Consider the following 19,655-nt stretch of genomic DNA (forward strand, 5'->3'; position numbering starts at 1 on the left):
ACCGGTGTCGACGTTCCAAGCACCGGTGTTTGGGTCTCATCTACCGGTATTTACGGTTCATCCACCGGTGTTTGGAACTCATCCTCCGGTGTTTGAACTTGGTTCACCGGTGTATCGAGTTCATCCACCGGTGTTTGCGGTTCATCCACCGGTGTTTGAAGTGTGAATACCGGTGTTTGGAATCGAAACACCGGTGTTTGAAGTTCAAACACCGGTGGTGGAGGGTCCGATTGTGTCGTTTGGGTATCGATCACGGGGGTATCGAGGTCCGGTCATGGCCGGCGGGCAACAGATGGCACGTCCGATTAGGTGGGGGCCGTCGGTTCGAGGTCGTTTCGGGGCGCACGGCGCGACGTCCTGGAATGTTCGGTCGCAGCGATCAGCATCGTCCGAGCGCTTCTTCTCGAACGGCGGTCGTGGAGGGCGATTCCGAGGCGTGGCGTCAAGTTCGTTTGGCAGCCTTGGGCGTCGTGGCAAGGCTCATGTGGGGGGTGGTGAACGACGATGGTGTGGGTGTGAGCTGGACCATGAACGAGCGTGTCGCGGTGGCGGTCGCGGCGACGCCGGCGGGGCAGAGACAGTTGTTAGTTGCTAGGGCCTAGGGCTTAGGCCGGAGCGCGACGCCTTCTCACCTCTCTGATCTAGGCCCTAGCAACTAGCGACTTCTGCCCAGGTTCCTACTCGCTCCGCTCCAGCCGCGACGTGACCGTCCGGCGGTCGAGTGCGAGGGCGGTGGCGGACGGGGTGGCAGGTGGCGGTGGCTGGTGGGTGGGGTGGAGAACGGTCGGGGAACTTTCATCGCCTGCGTCTGTTGCCGTGGTGGCATCGGTCCTACCCTGTCGATCCACCTCATCGGGCGGCACCGGCTGCCCTCGGATCGACGCCGACGTTGCTGCCCATGGAAGATGCCGATCGTTTGAGGCCCGACCTCGTCCAACAACCTGAGCCGATCCCGACGAGCAGCGGCCCCGCGCTCGCCGATGCCCCGTCCGATGCCATCGCGACCTGGCACGCCGGGCGACTGTGGCTCTGGTATGACGATGCAGCCGAGACCATCCCAGCCGTTCTGCCCGAGGCCGACCAGCCCGCACCGCAGAGGGCCAAGCCGCTTTCGAGCCGGGCGATGCTCGACATGCTCCGTTCGGCAGACGAGGCGTCTTCGCCATCGCTGCGGGCGCTGGCTCGCCTGCTCGATTTTGCACAGGCGGCCGTCGCTCGAGAGCAGTTCTACCCGTCGGCCCGTCGCTCCCCGCACGGCGTGATCGCGTCATGGCGACTGCTCGTCGGCGATCCGCGGGACGTCGAGCGACTCGAACAGACCGCCGCCTCGATGCCGGGGGCTTGCTTCTGTGCCGACGAAGGTGCCGGCCGCGTCGCCGATCGCCTGGAGCTGGTGGAGCAGGTGCTGGACACGTGCTGCGACACGCTCGTTCGCGAGTCGCTGTCGAAGGACGAGTTCTTCGCCAACGTCCACGACCGCGCCGCCGATCCTCAGGCCGAGGCCGAGCTTCGCTGGATCAGTGCCCTGGTTCGCGACCCCGATGCCATCGCGGCCGACCCGTCGCTCTGCCACGTCAAGGGCCTCGATCGCGAGGTCGCCACGCTGCTCGACAAGGTCCAGACCTGGACCGCCCGACTCGGCGACGACGGTGGCGATCCGTGGCGACTCGGCTTCGAGCTGCTGGAGCCCGACTCGATTCAGGCACGCGAACTCCTCGGCCACGACACCGACGAGGATGCCCCGCCGCTCACCTCGGCCGCAGGTTGGCCGTTGACGTGGCGACTGCTGCCGCCGGTCGACCTGGCCGGTCACTTCGCGCCGCTTCCCGCGAGGCAGGTGTGGGACCAGCCCGCCGGCAGCATCGGCTATGTCGGGCGCAACGCCGTCCGCCTGCGCGAGCGACTCGCCGCCGAGCTAGGCCGGGCCGCCGACTTCCTCCCGCCGCTGCATCGCGCCCTCGAAGAGGGTGCCGGCGACACCTCGGCCGCCACCGCTCCGGAGCGACAGACGCACCTGACGCTCTCGCCGACCGAAGCCTTCGGCCTGACCCGCGACTGGGCCGAAAGCCTCAACGACGCCGGCTTCGACGTTCGCCTGCCCGGCTGGGCCAACACGCAGGAAGCCCGCGTCGAGGTCGTCATGGAACTCAAGCCCGGCGACGAGCGTCCCGGCACCAGCCGCATCGGCCTCGATGCGCTGCTGAGCTTCGACTGGCGCGTGGCCGTCGGCGGCGAGGACATCGACGTCGAGGAGTTCCGCATGCTCGTCCGCCAAGGGCAGCCGCTGGTGCGGCGTGGCGACCGGTGGATCGAGGTCGACCTCGAAGCCGCAGCCGCCGCAGCGGAACTCATGGACCGACGGCCGTCCGGCACGCTCACCCTCGGCGAGGCGTTCCGCGCCGGGTTTGGCCTGGGCGAGTTCCGCACCAGCGGCGGCGTCGCACCGGCGGTTCGACTCGCGGGTCTGCACTGGGTCGACGAGCTCCTCGAACAGTCGCCCGACAAGGCCGGCGACGTCCAGCAGCCCGAGGCCTTCCAGGGCGAGCTTCGCCCTTATCAGCTTCGCGGCCTGCGCTGGATGGCCTTCCTCGACCGCCTCGGCCTCGGCGGCGTCCTGGCGGACGACATGGGTCTGGGCAAAACGATCCAGCTCATCGCGCTGCTCCTCAACGAGCACGAGCGGGCCAAGGCGTCCGATGAGACGACGGTGATTCCGCCGACGTTGCTGTTCGTGCCGACGAGCGTGCTGGGCAACTGGGCACGCGAGCTCAACCGGTTCGCACCCGAACTCCGCATCCTGCCGCACCACGGCCCGAGTCGTCTTCGCGGCGAGGCGTTTGCCCAGGCAGCCAACGACAGCGACGTCATCATCACCAGCTACGCCCTGTCGCATCGCGATCAGGACGACTTCAAGCTGGTCCGCTGGAACCGCGTCGTGCTGGACGAGGCGCAGAAGGTGAAAAACCCCAACGCCGCCAGCAGTCGGGCCGTCCGACGGCTGGACGCGCCCAGGCGAATCGCCCTGACCGGCACGCCCGTCGAAAACCATCTCGGCGAGCTTTGGTCGATCATGGACCTGCTCAACCCGGGCCTGCTCGGCAGCAGCGGCGAGTTCCGCGAGCGCTTCGCCGTACCGATCGAGAAGCACGGCGATCGCGGGCGGGCACGTCGCCTTCGCGAAATGATCCGGCCGTTCATCTTGCGGCGCACCAAGGACGAGCCGGAGGTCGCCGCCGACCTGCCGGACAAGATGGAGATGAGCGTCTACTGCGGCCTGACCACCGAGCAGGCGGCGGCGTACGAGTCGGTGACGGGCGACATGCTCGGCCGGATCGATACGGCCAGCGGCATCCGGCGTCGCGGGCTCATCCTCAGCGTGCTGACGAAGCTCAAGCAGATCTGCGATCACCCGGCCCTGCTAGGCGACGCACCGCCGCCGACGGGTCAGCGAGCCGTGCAGCAACTCGCCCGAAGCGGCAAGGCGACACGTCTGGCAGAGATGCTCGAAGAGGTCATCGAAGAAGGCGAAAAGGCCCTGGTTTTCACGCAGTATCGCAAGATGGGCGACCTGCTCGTCGAGATGCTCCAGGCCAGACTCGGCAGGCGTGTCGACTTCCTCCACGGCGGGACGCCCCAGCCCAAACGCGAGGAAATGGTGCTCGACTTCCAGAACACGCGTCCGGGCGAAGGGGCCGACATCTTTCTGCTCAGCCTGCGTGCCGGCGGCCTCGGTCTCAACCTGACAGCCGCGACGCACGTCTTCCACTATGACCGCTGGTGGAACCCGGCCGTGGAAAATCAGGCGACCGACCGCGCGTACCGCATCGGCCAGACCAAGCGGGTGCAGGTGCACAAGTTCGTCACGCTCGGCACGGTCGAGGAACGCATCGACAAGATGCTGGCCGAAAAGACGGCACTCGCACAGAACATCGTCGGCAGCGGCGACGACTGGCTCACCGAGCTGTCGACGGGCGAACTTCGCGAGTACCTGTCGCTCAACCGCTCGATGCCGGCCTCCACAACCTCCGCCGCTGCCGCCGCTGCGGCCGACTTCGACGAGGACTTTGGTGACGACGAAGACCTGGAGGATGCCGCGTGAGTGAACTCGACACGACGTCCATCGAACCGCACCAGCCGACGCCAGAAGAACTGCGCCGCGCGTTCTTCGACGGCTCACCCGACGACACGCTGGCCGACCCGGCGCCGCTCGGACTCGACAACGCCCTTCAGAAGCTCGGCAAGCCGCCGTTCGAACGCAGCGCGCGAACCAAGTTTCGGCTGCTCGGCTTCCTCGCCACGGTCTACGAGCACGTCGCCGAGGATGTGAGTCACCGCATCGGCGATGTCGCCCAGGCCGATGACGAGTCGAACGATCCGGACGAGAGCAAATCGAGTTAACCCGTAGCAGAGTTGTGTGCCACGACGTGACAACGTCGTGCTTCGAATCCGACACGACCTTGTCACGTCGTGGCACGGGGCACCTCAATTCAAGTTAAGCCGAGTTGGCGGAGCGGTTTCATCGAATCGGAAACTCGACCGCGACTATCGTCCCGCCGACCTCGCGGTGTCGGATGGCGAAGTGGCCGTCGATGAGGGCGGAGCGGTGACGCATCGACTGGACGCCCATGCCCGCGTCGCCGTCGCTCCCGGCACGGCCCGCCGCGTCAAAGCCACTTGGAAGACCGCGGCCGTCGTCTTCGATCGAGAGAACGCCCGTGAAGCTGTCATCCAGCCGCAGCCCGAGCACGATCGAGTCGGGCTTTCCGTGCCGGGCCGCGTTGGCGACGGCCTCGCTGGCGATTCGGTAAAGCTGCACGCGACGCTCCTCGCTCTCAGGCTCGCAAGACGCATCGGCGTCCACGACGACGCGGCAGCCGAAGGACCTTTCGACGCGGTCGGCGAGCGCGCCCAGCGCTGAAACGAGCCCACGTTCGCGAACTTCGATGCCGCCGAGGTTGTGGCTCAAATCACGCGCTTGCCGGGCAGCAGCCGTCGCCTGTTGGACGGCGTCGTCGAGTTGCTCGATGACCGCGTCGCCGACATCGGTCGATGCGAGCTGGCGACGCGTGTTGCCGACGAGCAGCGTGACCATGTTGAGCTGCTGGGCGACGGTGTCGTGCAGATCGCGTGCGATGCGTTCGCGTTCGCGTTCCTGCGCGTCGATGACCTGCCGCTCCAGACCGCGCTGGTGCGTGACGTCCTGGGCGACGTAGCAGAAGCTGCCGCGCGGGGTCGTGCCGTCGACGATTGGAGCGACGGTGATGCTGAGTCGCGTCACCCGGCCATCGCCGTCGCATGTCGCTTCGAAGCGCTGCGGTTCGCCGGTTCGGGCAACACGGTTCAGCGCTGCCGCCCAGTCGCGCTGGGCCGAGTCGTTGAAGCCGAACTGATCGAGCGACATGCGCATCGCCTCGTCCCGCTCGACGCCATAGTGATCGAGTGCGGCCTGGTTGAGTTCGACGTGCGACGTGAGCCGGGCAACCTTGCCGGCGTCTCCGTTGACGTCGTGTTCGTAAAGGTCGCGGGCCGCCTGTCGTCGCTGGTCGAACTCGCCCTCGTCGTATCGGCCGATGTCCGACTCCGACGCACCAACCTGCACGACGGCCATGAGCAGCGGGGCCGAGTCGAAAAAGCCGTTGAGCAGTCGTCCGCGCTGTCGAAGCTCGCGCTCGGCTTCGACCCGCTGCGTCACGTCGTTCTGCACGCCGATGAAGCCGGCAAAGACGCCGCCCATCGACACGGGCGTGAGGTAAAGGTCGTTGTAGAACAGCTCGCCGTTCTTGCGGTAGTTACGGAGCGTGACGTTGACGAACTCCCGGGACTCAATGCCGCGGCGAAGCTCCTCCAGCGCCTCGGCTTGGTCGACCTCGTCGTCGGCAAACTCGCCGGTGTTCTCCACGTCTCGCCGGTTCGCGTCGTCGGCACGACACTGCAGGAAGCGGCAGTTGCGGCCGATGATCTCGTCCTCGTCATAGCCGGTGACGCTGCGGAAGCCTTCGTTCGCGTAGACGAGCGGCAGATCATCCTGCCCGGCCTGGGCGATCACGATGCTGCTGTTCGCCGCCTCGACGGCCTGGAGCAGAAGCTGGCGATTCGGCACCTGCCGCGCCGGCTTGCCGATGGACCGCAACGACAACGCGATTCCCGAAAAGTCGGCGTTGTCGCGAAGGTCTGTGATCGTGCCGGCCGTGAGCTGAAAGAGCCCGTTGCCGAGATCGAATCGAAGCTCGACGTGGTGGAGATCGAACCGGGCGAGTGCCTCGAAGACATCCTCGCCAGTCAGCAAGACCTGGTCGCCCGGGTGAAGAAAGCTCGACAGCTTCTGCCCGACCGCCCGATCGGCCGTGAGGCCGACGTCCTGGATCGAGCTTCCGCCGACGCGTTTGATCGTGCCGTTTGACTCCAGAAGCAGCAGGACATCGCGCCCGTGATGGACGATCGCATCTCCCAGCCCGACGGGCGTCACAATGTCTTGTGACAGGTTGTCGTCGGGAGGAGAAGGCATGACAAGTGGATGCGACGAAACGCCCTAGCCCCAACACGCCAAAGTCATTTTGGCAATGTCACATAACCTAACGCCTCCGGCCGCGCGATTCTGCCCTGCGCGACACAATTCAAGAGTTTGGTCAGGCAACCCATGACGCCCATCCAGCCCTACCCCGCGACGCTCGAGCCGCAGTCGTTCACCGAGCCGGCGATCGTGCTGCATTGGCTCGTGCGACTCCGCTGGCTCGCGGCACTCGGGCAGCTGCTGGCCATCGGTCTGGCGATCTGGCTGCTGGGCCTTGGCTATGGCTGGACACCGCTGGCGGTGGTCGTCGCGGTGACGCTCGTGTCGAACGTGTTGCTGGCGGCGGCGTTACCGCGGTTGCCCGACCCGCCGAGGTCTCTAGCGGCGGGCGTGGTGCTGGCCGACGTGCTGCTGCTGACGACGCTTCTGTTTTTCACGGGCGGCGCAGCGAATCCGTTCACGCTGCTCTACGTGCTGCACGTTGCGCTGGCGGCGAGCGTGCTCGGGTCACGCTGGACGTGGATCGTCGTCGGCCTCGTTGGCGTCTGCTTCGGGTTCGTTGCGCTCGTGCATCGTCCACTCGAGCCCACGTCGACCGACGTGTTGGAAGGAGACATCCTGCTCTACGGGCAGGCGATGGCACTCCTGCTGGTCGTGCTGCTCGTGGGTTACTTCGTCAGCCGAGTCGTCGCGTCACTTCGACAACGCGAGGCGGAGCTTGCGCGGGTTCGCGAGGAAGCCCAGGTCGGCGAACGGCTCGCGGCGATCACGACACTCGCCGCCGGCGCTGCGCACGAGCTAGGCACACCGCTGGCGACAATTGCGGTCACCAGTCGCGAGATGGAGCTGGCCGCCGAGAAGCTCGGCGACGACGCGCTCGCGGAGGACGCCACGCTTGTTCGCCAGCAGGTCGAGCGTTGCCGGCAGATCCTCGAACACCTCCGTGGTGACGTCGCCGGCCGAGGCACCGACGAGCCCGGCGAGTCCGATGTCCAGGCCTGTGCTGAGGCGGTCCGCGATCGTCTTCGCCCGGGCCGACGTGAGAAGGTGATCATCGACTTCCGATCGCCCGTCCACGCGGCCGTTGCACCAAGGGCGTTGGAGCAGGCGTTGGAGCTTCTCGTGAACAATGCCTTTCAAGCGGGCGAGGCCGCGGGCATCGATGGGCCGGTCGAGATCGATGCCATTCAGGACCCATTCGCCGCACGCGTGAGCGTGATCGACATCGGCCCCGGCATGGCACCCGAGGTCGCTGCCCGCGCGGCCGAACCCTTCTTCACCACCAAAGACCCCGGCGGCGGGATGGGGCTGGGGCTCTTCCTCGTCCGGCTGATCGCCGAAAAGGCCGGTGGAAGCTTCAAGCTCAACTCCGAGGTCGGCAAAGGCACCATCGCCACGCTCGCGCTGCCACCGATCCCGGATCCCAACGAGCCAAAGTGACGTCGAGGCTCCGTCCACACGTCACTCACTCCAACGGCGGCAGCTTGTGGAGCTTGCGCTGCAGGCTGCGCCTGTGGATGCCCAGCTTCCGTGCGGCCTGGCTGATGTTGCCGTTGCAGTCGCTGAGCACGCGATGGATGTAGTCCCACTCGACCCGCGCCAGACTCGGCATCTGCGCTTCGGCCGCCTTGATGCGGGGAAGATTCGGCAACGGACGATCGGCCGCCTTGGCCTCGGCGGCCTCGAACGACGCGAGGATCTGATCCGCATCGACCGGCTTGGTCAGGTAGTCCGCGGCACCGAGCTTCACCGCTTCGACGGCCGTCGCGATCGTGCCGTAGCCGGTCAGAACGACGATCTGCATGTCGCCGTCGATGGCGTGGAGCGACTTGACGAGCTCCAGGCCGCCGCGTCCCGGCATGCGAAGGTCGACCGAGGCCCAGTCGGGCTTGAACTCGCGAGCCGCCTTCTCCGCACCGTCGGCGTCTGCCGCGGACGCGGTTTCGAGGCCGCGGTTGGACATGGCTCGGACGAGTCGCGTGCGGAACATCTCGTCGTCGTCGACGACGAGCATGCGCAGGCGATTCTCAGCAAGATCGGCGGACGGATCGGCTCCGGCGTCGTTGGCCGCGATGGTCATGCCCGCATTGTAATCCCTCTATCGCCCCGGCAGGAGCAGGTCCCCCGGTTCCTCGTCGCGAACCACGCCGCCGAGAAAGACGGCAAAGACCCGATTGCCGCTCGCGACGCGGACGATCACTCCTACCTGCGGCGGAACACCGTCGAGCGCCGTCATCGCCTGACGCGCCGATCCGACCGGTCGGCCACCGATCGCGAAGATCTGATCGCCGGCGCGAATGCCCGCGCGGTTCGCGGGCGACCCGGGCTCGACCGCCACCACCATCGGCGGGCCGTTGACGCGATCTTCGAACCGCAGGCCGTACAGGTCGCCACCCATCGGCTCGAGGTTGAAGTCGAGCGAACCCCTCGGACGCTCCTCAATGACGACGCTCACTTGCTCCTCGGCAGCGTCCCTCACCACCGTCAGATCGATCGCTTCACCCGGCTCAGCAAAACCGACAATGAGGATCAGCTCTGAAAAGTCGTCCACGCGTCGTCCGTCGATCTCGGTGATCACATCGCCGCGACGGAGGTCCGCTTCCGCCGCCGGCGTCCCACGAAAGACTCGGCCGACAAGGACGCCGCGATCGTCTTCGAGGCCGAGCCGTCGATAGGCGTTGTCGTACTCCGAAAGCGCTGCCCCACGAATCCCGAGCCACCCTCGGACGACCCGGCCACGGTCGCGAATGTCTTCGTAAAACCGCTTGGCCTGATTGCTCGGAATCGCAAAACCCACGCCGCTGAAGCTGCCGCTGCGTGAGAAAATCGCGGTGTTGATGCCGACGACGCGCCCGGCCACGTCCACCAGCGGGCCGCCGGAGTTGCCGGGATTGATCGCTGCGTCGACCTGAATGAAGTCCTGGAACGTCGGCTCGCCCAGTGGTGACAAGATCAGCTCGCCCTGCGTCCGGTTGAGCGCACTGACGACGCCCGCGGTCATGCTGCCGACGAAGCCGAAGGGGCTGCCGAAGGCCAGCACCCAGTCGCCCTTCTGCAACAGGTCGCTGTCGCCCCAGTCGGCCGGAACGAGTCCGATGGCGCGCACTTCGACCACGGCGAGGTCACTCTGCTGGTCTTCGCCGATGACCCGCGCGTCGAGACGTCTGCCGTCACTGAGCGTCACCGCGATGTCACTGTGCCCGCGGACGACGTGTTCGTTGGTGATGATGTGGCCGATCGGGAGTCGCTCGCCTTCGTCCTCGATGACGGCGACGATCACGCCGCTGCCGCTGTTGGAGGCAGGCGTGTCGCTGCCGACGACGCTGTTGGGCGGACGGATGACATCGATCTTCACGACCGCCGGCTCCATGACGGCGTTGACTTCGTTGAAGACGCCCTGCAGCTCGTTGACGCTCGCCAGCCGCAGGCGGGCTTCGCGGACCTCTTCGCGACGTTGCTCACCCGCTCGGGATTCAATGCCCCGTCGCACCGCCCACCCCGCGACGAGGATCACCCACATCAGCACGATCCCGATCACGATCGTGCGGATCGCGATCAACCGGTCATTGGTACCGGGCGGCGGCGGTGGCTGGAGATCTTCGGCCTCGGTCACGACATCACTCCTTGGACAAATACAAGTGCTCACCGGCGGGGTAGCTGCCGTCGCGCACCATGGTCACCCATGCCGACGCCGCCTGTCGCAACGACGGCTGGCCCATGTCCGGCACGAACTTCGGTCGACGATTCGAAAGCCCCAGCAAATCCGTCAAAACCACCACATGCGCCATCGGCGAGGAACCGGCTCCGCAGCCAATGACAGGAATCGTCGTCCGCTCGATGACCAGTTTCGACGCCTCGGGCGGCACGGCCTCCAGCAGGAGCGTCGCGGCGCCAGCGTACTCGAAGTCCTCCGCATCCTTCGCCAGCTGCTCCGCCGCTCCCGCGTCGGCAGCCTGCACGCGGTAGCCCGACCGCTGCACGCTCTGCGGCCGAAGCCCCAGGTGACAGCACACCGCCACACCCGCGTCGGCCAACTGCGTCACGAGCGGCAGCAAGCTCCGCGTGACTTCCAGCTTGACCGAGTCGCAACCCGTCTCGCGAACCATCCGGCAGACGTTCGCGACGGCCGATGCTGCATCGGCGTGGTAGCTGCCAAACGGCATGTCGACCATGACGTAGCTCGCCGTCGCCCCGCGTCGGACGGCCTTTCCGAGCGTGATGAGTGTGTCGAGGTCGATCGCGGTCGTCCGCTCGTGCCCCAGGACGACGTTCGCCGCCGAGTCGCCGACGAGCAGCAGTTCAACGCCGCACTGCTGCAGATGGACAGCCGTCGTGAAGTCGTAGCAGGTGAGCATCGCCATGCGACGCCCGTCGTCCCTTGCCTGCTGAACATCGCGCAGCCGGACGGGCTGCAGCACGGGCTCCGGACTGGCATCGTCACGCTCCGCAGGCACTTATGAGCCTAGCGCCCACTCCGTCATCCCGAGCGCAGCAGAGGAACCTCGCCTGGTTCTGCGCGTACGCGCCGACGAGCCCCTTCAACTCGCTGCGCTCGCTCAGGATGGCGGATAGTGCGGACTCACGGTCCGAGCGTGACGAGCGTCATCGGGTCGAATGGGTACTTCTGGAAGACAGCCAGGACATCGTCGAGTGTGACGGCGAGGATGGCGTCGACTTCGTCCTGCAGCGGACGGTACTTGCCGTCGTAGACCCAGCCGCTGCCGATGGCCCGCATGCGGCTGTTGGTGCTCTCGCCGTGCAATACCGCCCCGCCGGCGATCTTGTTCTTGGCCCGCTCGATTTCATCGTCGCCGAGGTCGTCTTTGACGCCTCGCAAGACGCCAAGTGCGATGTCGGTCGCCTGTTCGCTCTTATCGGGATCGCAGGTGAGCGAGAGTGCGAAGCTGCCGACGCGATCGTGCGGATACGGCGAGAGTTCTGCCTCCTCGCAGATCGCCGGATCGACCAGTGCCCAGTACAACCGGCTGCCGTCACCGTCGCCAATCAGGTCTGCCAGGACGCGAGCGGCATAGCGATCATCGTGCTGGGCGGACGGGCCGTTCGACAACCCCATGACGTAACGCCGCGTCAGCTTCGGATCGACCAGGTGCGTCACGCCGCCTTGCGACTCGGCCGGCGAGAGTTCGCGCTCGAAACCGACCGGCTGCCAGTGGCCGTAGTGCTCCTGAGCGAGCCGCACGATCTCGTCGAAGTCAAACTGTCCGGCGACGCTCAGCACCGTGTTCCGCGGGCCGTAGTGCTGGTCGAGGTAACCCTTCATGTCGTCCCGCGCCATGCCGCCGATCGTCTCGGCCGGGCCGAGGATGCTCATCTCCAACGGATGTCCTTCGTAATGCCGGGCCATGACCTCTTCGAACACCCGGTGGCCTGGGTCGTCGGCGTACATGGCGATCTCTTCGAGGATGACCTGTTTCTCGGTATCGAAGTCGTCGTTGCGTAACGCCGGGCGAAACAGGTGCCCCAAGTGCTCCATGACGTCCTTCGTGAACTCCGGCAGGACGGCCGCGTGGTAGCCGGTCATCTCCTGCGTCGTGAACGCGTTGTAGTTGGCGCCGAGGTCGTCGAAAATCTGGTTCATCTCCGCCGCGTCGCGTGAGTCCGAGCCCTTGAACATCATGTGCTCGAGGAAGTGGCTCACGCCGTTGAGCCGTCGCGGCTCGTCGCGCGTGCCGGTACGGACGAACAGCCCGCAGGCGAACGAACGACTCGTTGAAATCGGCTCGGCCAGAATGGTCAGGCCGTTGTCGAGCGTGTGCTCGAAGTGCTTTGAAGCCGCTTGTGGCATGAGCCGACGGTAGCGCGTCGCTCGGGTGTTTGCGGTAGGATGCACCGATGGACGCCGCCGATTCCGCCGCACTTATCTCGCCGCCCAAGGCAGACGGCTACTCGCCGCCGCTGCGGATGAGCCTGGAAGTCGCCGGCCGGGTCTTCAACGTGCGAGAGACGGGTCCCGACTTCGTGGTTCTGTCCGACGCCGTCGATGTTGATGCCGATTTCGGCGTGCTTCACACCGTTCTTGATGGCGTCGCGCGCGAACGACGGATCGCATTGATCGACGGCATTCGCGCCTCCCGCTACGAGCAATCGGTCCGACGATGACGTTTCGGATCCCACTCAATGTCGCGACCTACTGCGCTGAGAGAGACACGTCGCTTGTCGCGATCCTCGGCGAGGGAAAGGACGGCAGTGTTTATGAGACGGATGCCGGATCGGCCGTCAAGCTGCACCATGCTCGCGAGGTCTACGAGCGTGAGCGGGACGCCTATTTTCGCCTTCTCAAGCGGAACGTGAGGTTCGTTCGCGACCTTGCCATCCCAAAGCTCCTTCAGCACGACGACGAGTTTCTCATCCTCGAGCTCACGATCGTCGCACCACCATTCCTGCTCGACTTCGCCTCGGCATACCTCGACGAGCCACCAGATTGGCCGGAGGACGTGGTCGAGCATTGGCACGAGCAGCTTCGCGAACGCTTCGAAGACCGCTACGGCGACGTGGTGGGCATCCTTGCCGAACTGGAAGAACAGGCCGGCGTTCATCTGTTCGATGTGCACGCCGACAATCTCAAGTTTGATCCGAGCTAGCTTGCCGGGACCGCGAGCTCTTTCGGGCCAATCTGGACGACGGTGAAGCCGGTCGCGGGATTGGCGGCGAGCCAGGTGTTGAGACGGTCGAGGTCGATCGCATCGACGGCGGCGACGATCTCGTCGAGGGTGCGGCAGCGGCCTCGGCTGAGCCAGTCGCGGGCGAGGCCGCTGGCACGGGCGGAGGAGCTTTCGCCGCTCATAACGGTGCCGGCCTTCAGGCCGATCTTGGCACGGTGCAGTTCGTCCCGCGTGACGCCGCTGGCGATGTCGCGCAGCTCGTGGACGAGGGCGTCGAGCGTCTGCTGTGCCCGCTCGTTGCTCGTGCCGGCGTAGGCGAAGACGCTGGCGAAGTCGTTGCCGCCGGGAACGGGCATGGAGGTGTAGCCGGCATAGACGCTGTAGCACAGACCCTGCTTCTCGCGGATGCGGTCGAAGAGCCGGCCGCTCATGCCGCCGGACAGGCACTCGACCGCGAGGCGAGCGACGTAGTAGTCGTCGTGCGTCTCGGGGATCGTCGGGTAGGCGAGCGCGATGTGCGTTTGCTGCGAGTCCTGCTCGATGTAGTGCGTCGGCCCGGCCGGTGCGGTGAGTTCCATGCCGGGACGGTCGCTCGGTTGCCAGTCGCCAAAAAGCGTGGTCGCATTTTCGATGACGTCGTCGGAATCGACGTCGCCGGCGATGGACAACACCGCGCCGCCGGGCTGCCAGCGTTCGCCGAAGTCTTCGCGAAGACCGGCGGCCGAGAGCTTGTCGAGGTGAGCCAGCTCGCCCATCGGATTCCGGCTGAACGGCGATGGCCAGGCGAACTGGCGGAGCTTGGTCGTCGCCAGCTGCTGCGGGCTATCGACGAGGCCGACCAGTGCCTGACGTGCAAGGTCGACGCTCGGCTGGATGTCCTCGTCGCGAAGGCGCGGCCGACGCACGATGTCCGCGTGAGCGGCGAGGCCTTCCAGAACGTTTCCGGCCAAGCCGGCAGCGGTGAATCGCGTCGAGAGCGTCCCCGCCCCGCCGCCACGCCAGAGGCCGAGCGTGTCGAGGTGATCGGTCAGCTGCTTCGCATCACGATCGCCGGCACCACGCAGGACGAGTTCGGCGAGCACCGTCGTGATGCCGCATCGGTCGGCCGGGTCGGTCGCGGAGCCAGTCGGAACGTGCAGTTCCATCGCCGCGCTCGAAACACCCGGCATCGGCTCGATTAGCACGACCATGCCGTTGTCGAGGCGGTGGACGTGGAAAGGCTCGCTCGGATCCGTCTCTTTCGCCATCGAACGCAAAGGGTAGACGGCCGAAGACGACTTACAGCTTGAGGTCGTCAGGAAGCTCCGGCATCGCCCCACTTTGACTAACGACGAACGCCGCGAGTTTCGACGCGAAGGCATGCGTCTCCGCCAGAGGTCGGCCTTGCAGAAGCCCTGTCACGACGCCCGCCGTGAAGCTGTCGCCGGCACCGACGGTGCTTTTGACCTCCGACTTCAACGTCGGCTGATCGCTCTGCTCGCCATCGCGTCGCCGAAGCAGCGACCCGTCGCCGCCACGCGTCAGGACGAGGAGCGACAGGTTCGGATAACGCTCGAACAGCGCCTCGCCGAACGGCTCAGGGTCTAGCGGCATCTTCAACAGGCGGCCGACCTCATCGGTTTCGTCGTCGCTGAGCTTGAAGACCGTCGCCCGCCGGAGCCCGCCGTCGACGATGTCGGCGTCGTAGAAGCTCTGCCGCAGGTTGACGTCGAACACGCGGAGACAATCCGGCTTCGTGGCATCGAGCAACTGCAGAATCGTCTCGCGACTGACGGCGTCGCGTTGGGCAAGTGTGCCGTAGCAAACCGCCCGTGCCGATCTGGCTGCGGCAAGGGCATCGTCGGTCATCGGGATGCGGTCCCAGGCGACGCTCTCGTGGATCGTGTAGGTCGGCTTGCCGTTGTCGAGTTCGACGTCGACCGTGCCCGTGGGCACGTCCTTCAGCGCGCTGATGAGCGAGGTATCGACGCCGCGATCCTGCAGCGTCTGGAGCAGTTCGCTGCCTTCGTCGTCATCGCCGACCGCGCTGATCGGTGCCGCCCGCAGGCCCTGGGCGTGGCAGTGGTAGGCGAAGTTGCCCGGCGCTCCGCCGAGCTGTCGGCCGTCGGGTTGAAGGTCCCACAGGACCTCGCCGATGCCGAGAACGTCGTAGGTCTGGCTCATGCGGCATCGTACGGTGAGGCGTGAGCGACCACCGCCCATCGCCCGACGTCGAGCCGTTGCCGGACGCACGCGTCATCGTGCTGACCACGCTCTGGAACCGCAGGATCGTCGATCGCCTGCTCGACGGCGTCCGCGGGCGATTGGGCGAACTGCAGATTGACTTCGAAGTGCACGACGTGCCGGGGGCGTACGAGCTGCCGACTGCGGCAACGTGGGCGACGCAGAAGGCGGACGCGGTCATCGGCCTGGGCTGCGTCATCCGTGGGGCGACGCCGCACTTCGAGTACGTCGCGGGGAACTGCTCACGCGGGCTGATGGAGGTCTCGCTCGCGACGCAAGTTCCCGTCATCTTCGGCGTCCTCACCGTCGAGACCGAAGACCAGGCCCTTGACCGCTCCGGCGGCGAGCACGGCCACGTCGGCATCGAAGCCGCCGACGCCGCGGCCTCGATGATTCGACTGCGGCGCAAGCTGACGTCGTGAGTCGCTACTACGGTCCCCACGACGTGTCGGACGACCTCGACATCACGACCACCGGCCTGAAGTCGCGCCTGGCCCGCGAGATGGCGATGCAGATCGTCTTCGCCCTCGACGTCGAAGGTGTGTCTCGCGATGGGCTGGCGGAAGATGTCACCGCACACGCCACGGCAACCGCTCAGGCGGAGGGGAAGTCGCAGGCGGACGTGCACGGTGCCAGGAGGCTCGCTGCGCTCGCCGCGAAGCGTGTATGGGAAGATCGTGAGCAGACCGACGCGACGCTGGAACGTCTCGCCCCGCAGTGGCCGCCCAAGCGGATGCCCGCGGTCGATCGGGCGGTGCTTCGGCTGGCGTCGTGGGAGCTGCTCAACACGCCCACGCCGCCCAAGGTCGTCATCGACGAGGCCATCGAAATCGCCCGCGCTTTCAGCACGGCCGACAGTTCCCGCTTCGTCAACGGCGTTCTCGACGCGATCCTCAAGGAACGCGAAGCCATGATCGGGTCGCTCTGACGGTCATCCGACGCGGAACTCGATCGTCTTCTTGAAGACCGTCTCGAACCACTCGCTCTTTCGCGTCGCACCCCAGACTTCGAGCTCCGCCTCGCCGTTGACGTCGAGCTTGACGATCACTCGATCGCCCTTCGTCCGACAGTCGAGGTCGCGAACAACATTCGCATGGCTGCGGTCCAGTCCGTCGGCCACGCGCAGCAGCGCCGAGCAGACATCGACCGTCCGCCTCGCACGGCTGGGCAGTGCCTGATAGTCCTCGTGCTTCTTCGACGGCATCGCCTTGCGGTGGAACCGAGCGATGAGGGCCATCGTCTCGATCTCCTCGTCGCTGAAGCCCTTGAGCCGCCCGTGGCGGATGAGGTAGGCCGAGTGCTTGTGGTGCCCCTTGCCGCCGATGTGCCAGCCGATGTCGTGCATGAGGCTCGCGTACTCCAGCAACTCCCGATCCAGCGGCCCGAGCTGATGGACGCCCTGCAGCTCGTCGAACAGCCGTAGTGCCAGCCGCGTCACCTGCGTCGAGTGCTGCTTGTGCCACTCGCTACGACGACACAGGTCCAGCACGCTGCGACGACGCGGATCGGGCACGTCGCGGCGGATCTGCATCTTGGGCAGTTTCTTCTGAACGTAATCGACGAGGATGCCCTCGCGAAGGGCGCTGCCGCACAGGTCGATGCGATCCAGGCCGAGTGGCTCGACCATGGTCATCAGCTCCTGGACCAGCACGACGCCGGCGACGATCTGGTCCTTCCGCTGTGCGTCGAGTCCTGGAAGCTCCGCCCGCTCGTCGCTGGTGCTCTTGAGCAGCTTGCTGACGAGCTTGTCCAGCCGCTTTCGCTCGATGCCCGTCGGATCGGGCGACTTCGCCCCGGCCGCGCACATCGCGGCGATGTTCTCCAGCGTGCCACTGGTCGCGATGAACTTTGTCGGGCTCGTCGGCAGGACGGAGTTTTCGACGATCGGGCCCAGCTCTTTGCGGTAGAACTTGCGGAGCTTGTCGATCTCCTCCTCCTCGGGCGGATCGCTCTTGACGAACCGGGCCGTCATGCGGCTAGCGCCGAGCTTCTTGCTCTCGAGGACCATCGCCCGCTCGTTGGTGCCGACGATGACCTCCGTCGACCCGCCGCCGATGTCGAGAAGCAGGCCCGGCTCGTCGGGCGCGTCGCCGAAGCAGCCGCCGTGACGCGCACCGAGGTAGATCAGCCGAGCTTCCTCTCGGGCGTCGACGACCCGGATTCGGATGCGATGCTCACGCCACGCCCGCTGGATGAACTCGCCGCCGTTGGACGCCTCGCGGACGGCACTGGTGGCGACGGCGACAAATTTCTCCGCCTGCTTCGCCTGGGCCGCGTGCTTGAACCGCGCCAGCACCGCCAGCCCACGGTCGATGGCCTGCTTGTTGATGTGTCGCTTCGGAAACGTCAGCCGGCCAAGAGCCGTGTGCTCCTTCATGCGCCACAGCGTCGTCACGCCGCCGTCCGGGTCGATCTGGGCGACGACCATGTGGATCGAATTGCTGCCGACGTCGATGGCCGCGAGTCGGAGCGACTCACCCGTCAGGTGCGACGGATACACTGGCGGATCGGCGACGACCGTCACGGGGTCGGCAGGCGTGATGGCTTCGGCGTCGCGTCGGGTCATAGCTGCTCCTGCATTGTGCGCAGATGCACGAAGCGTCGTCCACCAAGGCACAACGGCTTAAGTCGCTCTGTCGGCGATTTGGGACAGCAAACGCAACGCCGACGCCGGACTCGGACGCAGATGCTCCCGCCAAATCTCCGCCAGCGCCCGCCGCTCTCCGGGCCAGACCACATCGCGCGAAAATCGACGCCGGCCGATCCATCGGAAGTCCGTGTGTTCCTCGTTGATCGTGACGTTCACATCCGCCGCCACGCGACAGCAGAACGACGCTCGATGCTTCAGCTCAGGCCAGTCTGGGTGGAAAATCGTCTCCACGTGCGACAGGTAGCTGAAAGCATCGATCTGCTGAGTTTCGATCGCCGTCTCTTCCCTCAGCTCCCGCAACGCAGCCGCTGCGGGGGCTTCGCCGGGCTCGACTTTTCCGCCCGGGAACGCCCAGACCCCGCCGAGGTAGAGGTCGGGCGCCCGCAGCATCTGGAGCACCTCGTGCCCGTTTTGGCCGTTGCGAACGACGTAGACGGCAACGAAATCAACGCCCGGCACTTTGAACGCTAGCCGACGAGCGGTCCGTAGTATCGGACGCGATGGGCTGGCAGGATCGGGACTACGCAAGCGACGGCCGGCCGAGCTTCGGTACAAATCCGTTGCTTTGGCTCGTCGCGGGCCGTGTCCGTTTGTTTCAGCTGTTTGGCGTTGAGGTCTACGCCCACGCGTCGCTGCTCGTCATTTCGCTGCTGGTGATTCTGTTCGGAACGCCGTTCGGCGTGACACCGCTGGACCGCGTGACCTTCGTTGTCGTGATGTTCGGCGTCATCTTGTTGCACGAATTCGGACACATCTGGGGGGCGCGCAAGACGGGGGGCGAGGGCAAATTGATCGAGATGACACCGCTAGGCGGGAGGGCATTCGCCGAAGCGCGCCGCGGCTGGTTCCCTCACACCTTCACAGTCGCGGCTGGGCCAGCGGTCAACGTGATCATCTGCGTCGTTTGCGCTTTGATCCTCTACCGGTTGGTCGGATTTGCCGAGTTCGGCCCGTTCTCACTTGTGGATGAGGAACGGCTGGCGCAAGAGGAGTGGCTGTCGCCGGGTGTGTTGAGCTTGAGCTTTTACCTCTTCTACATCTACTCGATCAGCTACTTTCTGCTTCTTTTCAACCTGCTTCCCATCTTCCCGCTGGACGGCGGTCAGCTTCTTCAAGGGCTCCTCTGGTCGAAGCTGTCGTGGTTCCGGGCGACGCTCATCGCTACCGGAATCGGGCTCGTCGGATCGGTCCTCCTAGTCCTTTACGGCCTTGCTGCGGGGGGACTGTTGCTCGTCTTAATCGGAGCAAGCTGCGGCATGACATGCTTCAGCATGCGCAAACAGCTTCAGGCGGCTGGTCCCTACGCGTTCCAGGACGAAGACGAGCCCGGTTGGATGAAGTCGGTCAACATGGACCCTGACGAGCCCGTCAAGGAGTCCGTCGGCGAACGCATGCGACGCAAGCGTGAGGAACGACGCGTCGCCCGTGAGGCCGAGGCGGCGAGCCGGCTCGAGCAAGAAGTGGATCGCGTCTTGGCCAAGATCAGCCAGTCGGGCATCGATTCGCTCACCTCGTCAGAGAAAGCCACGCTCGAGCGGGCACGCGAAGCCAAAGCCGGCCGATGAATCGCCACGGAGTCGCAAAGGCACGGAGCCGATGAATGACGTAGGTTCCTGACTCTGAAGACCTTCACGCCTCCGTGCCTCTG

The 19,655-nt window shown here is 66.0% G+C and carries 18 protein-coding genes; 8 read left to right on the forward strand and 10 right to left on the reverse strand.

Annotated elements, in window-relative coordinates; translation table 11 throughout:
• Positions 1–50: 50 nt before the first annotated feature.
• Positions 51–254: a hypothetical protein gene (locus AAGI46_00275; GenBank protein MEM1010635.1), complete on the reverse strand. Its 204-nt coding sequence runs from the start codon at positions 252–254 to the stop codon at positions 51–53.
• Between the two features lie 644 nt (positions 255–898).
• Here AAGI46_00275 and AAGI46_00280 point away from each other — a divergent pair.
• Positions 899–4,099 (forward strand): DEAD/DEAH box helicase, encoded by a 3,201-nt coding sequence (locus AAGI46_00280; GenBank protein ID MEM1010636.1) that lies wholly within the window; start codon positions 899–901, stop codon positions 4,097–4,099.
• The gene (locus AAGI46_00285; GenBank protein ID MEM1010637.1) at positions 4,096–4,398 is read left to right on the forward strand and encodes a hypothetical protein; all 303 of its coding nucleotides are present in this window, start codon (positions 4,096–4,098) and stop codon (positions 4,396–4,398) included. The genes AAGI46_00280 and AAGI46_00285 overlap by 4 nt, the downstream gene beginning before the upstream one ends.
• A gap of 118 nt (positions 4,399–4,516) precedes the next feature.
• Here AAGI46_00285 and AAGI46_00290 read toward each other — a convergent pair whose 3' ends face one another.
• The gene (locus AAGI46_00290) at positions 4,517–6,505 is read right to left on the reverse strand and encodes a PAS domain-containing protein (GenBank protein MEM1010638.1); all 1,989 of its coding nucleotides are present in this window, start codon (positions 6,503–6,505) and stop codon (positions 4,517–4,519) included.
• A gap of 132 nt (positions 6,506–6,637) precedes the next feature.
• Here AAGI46_00290 and AAGI46_00295 point away from each other — a divergent pair, with 132 nt between their 5' ends.
• The gene (locus AAGI46_00295; GenBank protein ID MEM1010639.1) at positions 6,638–7,951 is read left to right on the forward strand and encodes an ATP-binding protein; all 1,314 of its coding nucleotides are present in this window, start codon (positions 6,638–6,640) and stop codon (positions 7,949–7,951) included.
• A gap of 25 nt (positions 7,952–7,976) precedes the next feature.
• Here AAGI46_00295 and AAGI46_00300 read toward each other — a convergent pair whose 3' ends face one another.
• The 4 genes from AAGI46_00300 to AAGI46_00315 all read right to left on the reverse strand — a co-directional run bounded on the left by AAGI46_00300 (position 7,977) and on the right by AAGI46_00315 (position 12,317).
• Entirely contained in the window at positions 7,977–8,591 is a 615-nt protein-coding gene (locus AAGI46_00300) for a response regulator (protein MEM1010640.1), read from the reverse strand.
• An 18-nt stretch (positions 8,592–8,609) separates the two neighbouring features.
• Positions 8,610–10,124, reverse strand: a complete 1,515-nt coding sequence (locus tag AAGI46_00305; GenBank protein MEM1010641.1) for a trypsin-like peptidase domain-containing protein — start codon at positions 10,122–10,124, stop codon at positions 8,610–8,612.
• A 4-nt stretch (positions 10,125–10,128) separates the two neighbouring features.
• On the reverse strand, positions 10,129–10,965 hold the full coding sequence (gene panB, locus AAGI46_00310; protein ID MEM1010642.1) for a 3-methyl-2-oxobutanoate hydroxymethyltransferase: 837 nt from the start codon (positions 10,963–10,965) through the stop codon (positions 10,129–10,131).
• A 125-nt stretch (positions 10,966–11,090) separates the two neighbouring features.
• On the reverse strand, positions 11,091–12,317 hold the full coding sequence (locus AAGI46_00315) for a pitrilysin family protein (protein ID MEM1010643.1): 1,227 nt from the start codon (positions 12,315–12,317) through the stop codon (positions 11,091–11,093).
• A 47-nt stretch (positions 12,318–12,364) separates the two neighbouring features.
• Here AAGI46_00315 and AAGI46_00320 point away from each other — a divergent pair, with 47 nt between their 5' ends.
• Together AAGI46_00320 and AAGI46_00325 are read left to right on the forward strand one after the other, a co-directional pair.
• Positions 12,365–12,631: a hypothetical protein gene (locus tag AAGI46_00320; GenBank protein MEM1010644.1), complete on the forward strand. Its 267-nt coding sequence runs from the start codon at positions 12,365–12,367 to the stop codon at positions 12,629–12,631.
• Positions 12,628–13,113, forward strand: a complete 486-nt coding sequence (locus AAGI46_00325; GenBank protein ID MEM1010645.1) for a hypothetical protein — start codon at positions 12,628–12,630, stop codon at positions 13,111–13,113. Before AAGI46_00320 ends, AAGI46_00325 begins: the two co-directional genes overlap by 4 nt.
• Here AAGI46_00325 and AAGI46_00330 read toward each other — a convergent pair.
• Positions 13,110–14,381, reverse strand: a complete 1,272-nt coding sequence (locus AAGI46_00330) for a pitrilysin family protein (protein MEM1010646.1) — start codon at positions 14,379–14,381, stop codon at positions 13,110–13,112. The two genes, AAGI46_00325 and AAGI46_00330, sit on opposite strands and share 4 nt — an antisense overlap.
• A gap of 31 nt (positions 14,382–14,412) precedes the next feature.
• Positions 14,413–15,297, reverse strand: coding sequence for a carbohydrate kinase (locus AAGI46_00335; GenBank protein MEM1010647.1), 885 nt, complete (start codon positions 15,295–15,297; stop codon positions 14,413–14,415).
• A 20-nt stretch (positions 15,298–15,317) separates the two neighbouring features.
• Between AAGI46_00335 and ribH the strand changes: the two genes are divergently transcribed.
• Together ribH and nusB are read left to right on the forward strand one after the other, a co-directional pair.
• Positions 15,318–15,779 (forward strand): 6,7-dimethyl-8-ribityllumazine synthase, encoded by a 462-nt coding sequence (gene ribH, locus AAGI46_00340; protein ID MEM1010648.1) that lies wholly within the window; start codon positions 15,318–15,320, stop codon positions 15,777–15,779.
• Entirely contained in the window at positions 15,776–16,285 is a 510-nt protein-coding gene (nusB, locus tag AAGI46_00345; GenBank protein ID MEM1010649.1) for a transcription antitermination factor NusB, read from the forward strand. Before ribH ends, nusB begins: the two co-directional genes overlap by 4 nt.
• A gap of 3 nt (positions 16,286–16,288) precedes the next feature.
• On the opposite strand, the gene AAGI46_00350 is transcribed toward nusB, so the two are convergent.
• Together AAGI46_00350 and AAGI46_00355 are read right to left on the reverse strand one after the other, a co-directional pair.
• Positions 16,289–17,923: a Ppx/GppA phosphatase family protein gene (locus tag AAGI46_00350; GenBank protein ID MEM1010650.1), complete on the reverse strand. Its 1,635-nt coding sequence runs from the start codon at positions 17,921–17,923 to the stop codon at positions 16,289–16,291.
• A 57-nt stretch (positions 17,924–17,980) separates the two neighbouring features.
• A complete protein-coding gene (locus AAGI46_00355; protein MEM1010651.1) occupies positions 17,981–18,466 on the reverse strand; it encodes an NUDIX domain-containing protein in 486 nt (161 codons plus the stop codon).
• A gap of 41 nt (positions 18,467–18,507) precedes the next feature.
• On the opposite strand from AAGI46_00355, the gene AAGI46_00360 reads away from it, so the two are divergent.
• Positions 18,508–19,572, forward strand: coding sequence for a site-2 protease family protein (locus AAGI46_00360; protein MEM1010652.1), 1,065 nt, complete (start codon positions 18,508–18,510; stop codon positions 19,570–19,572).
• The last annotated feature ends 83 nt before the right edge of the window (positions 19,573–19,655 follow it).

This window comes from Planctomycetota bacterium (assembly GCA_038746835.1).
In the GTDB taxonomy this organism is placed as follows: domain Bacteria; phylum Planctomycetota; class Phycisphaerae; order Tepidisphaerales; family Tepidisphaeraceae; genus JBCDKH01.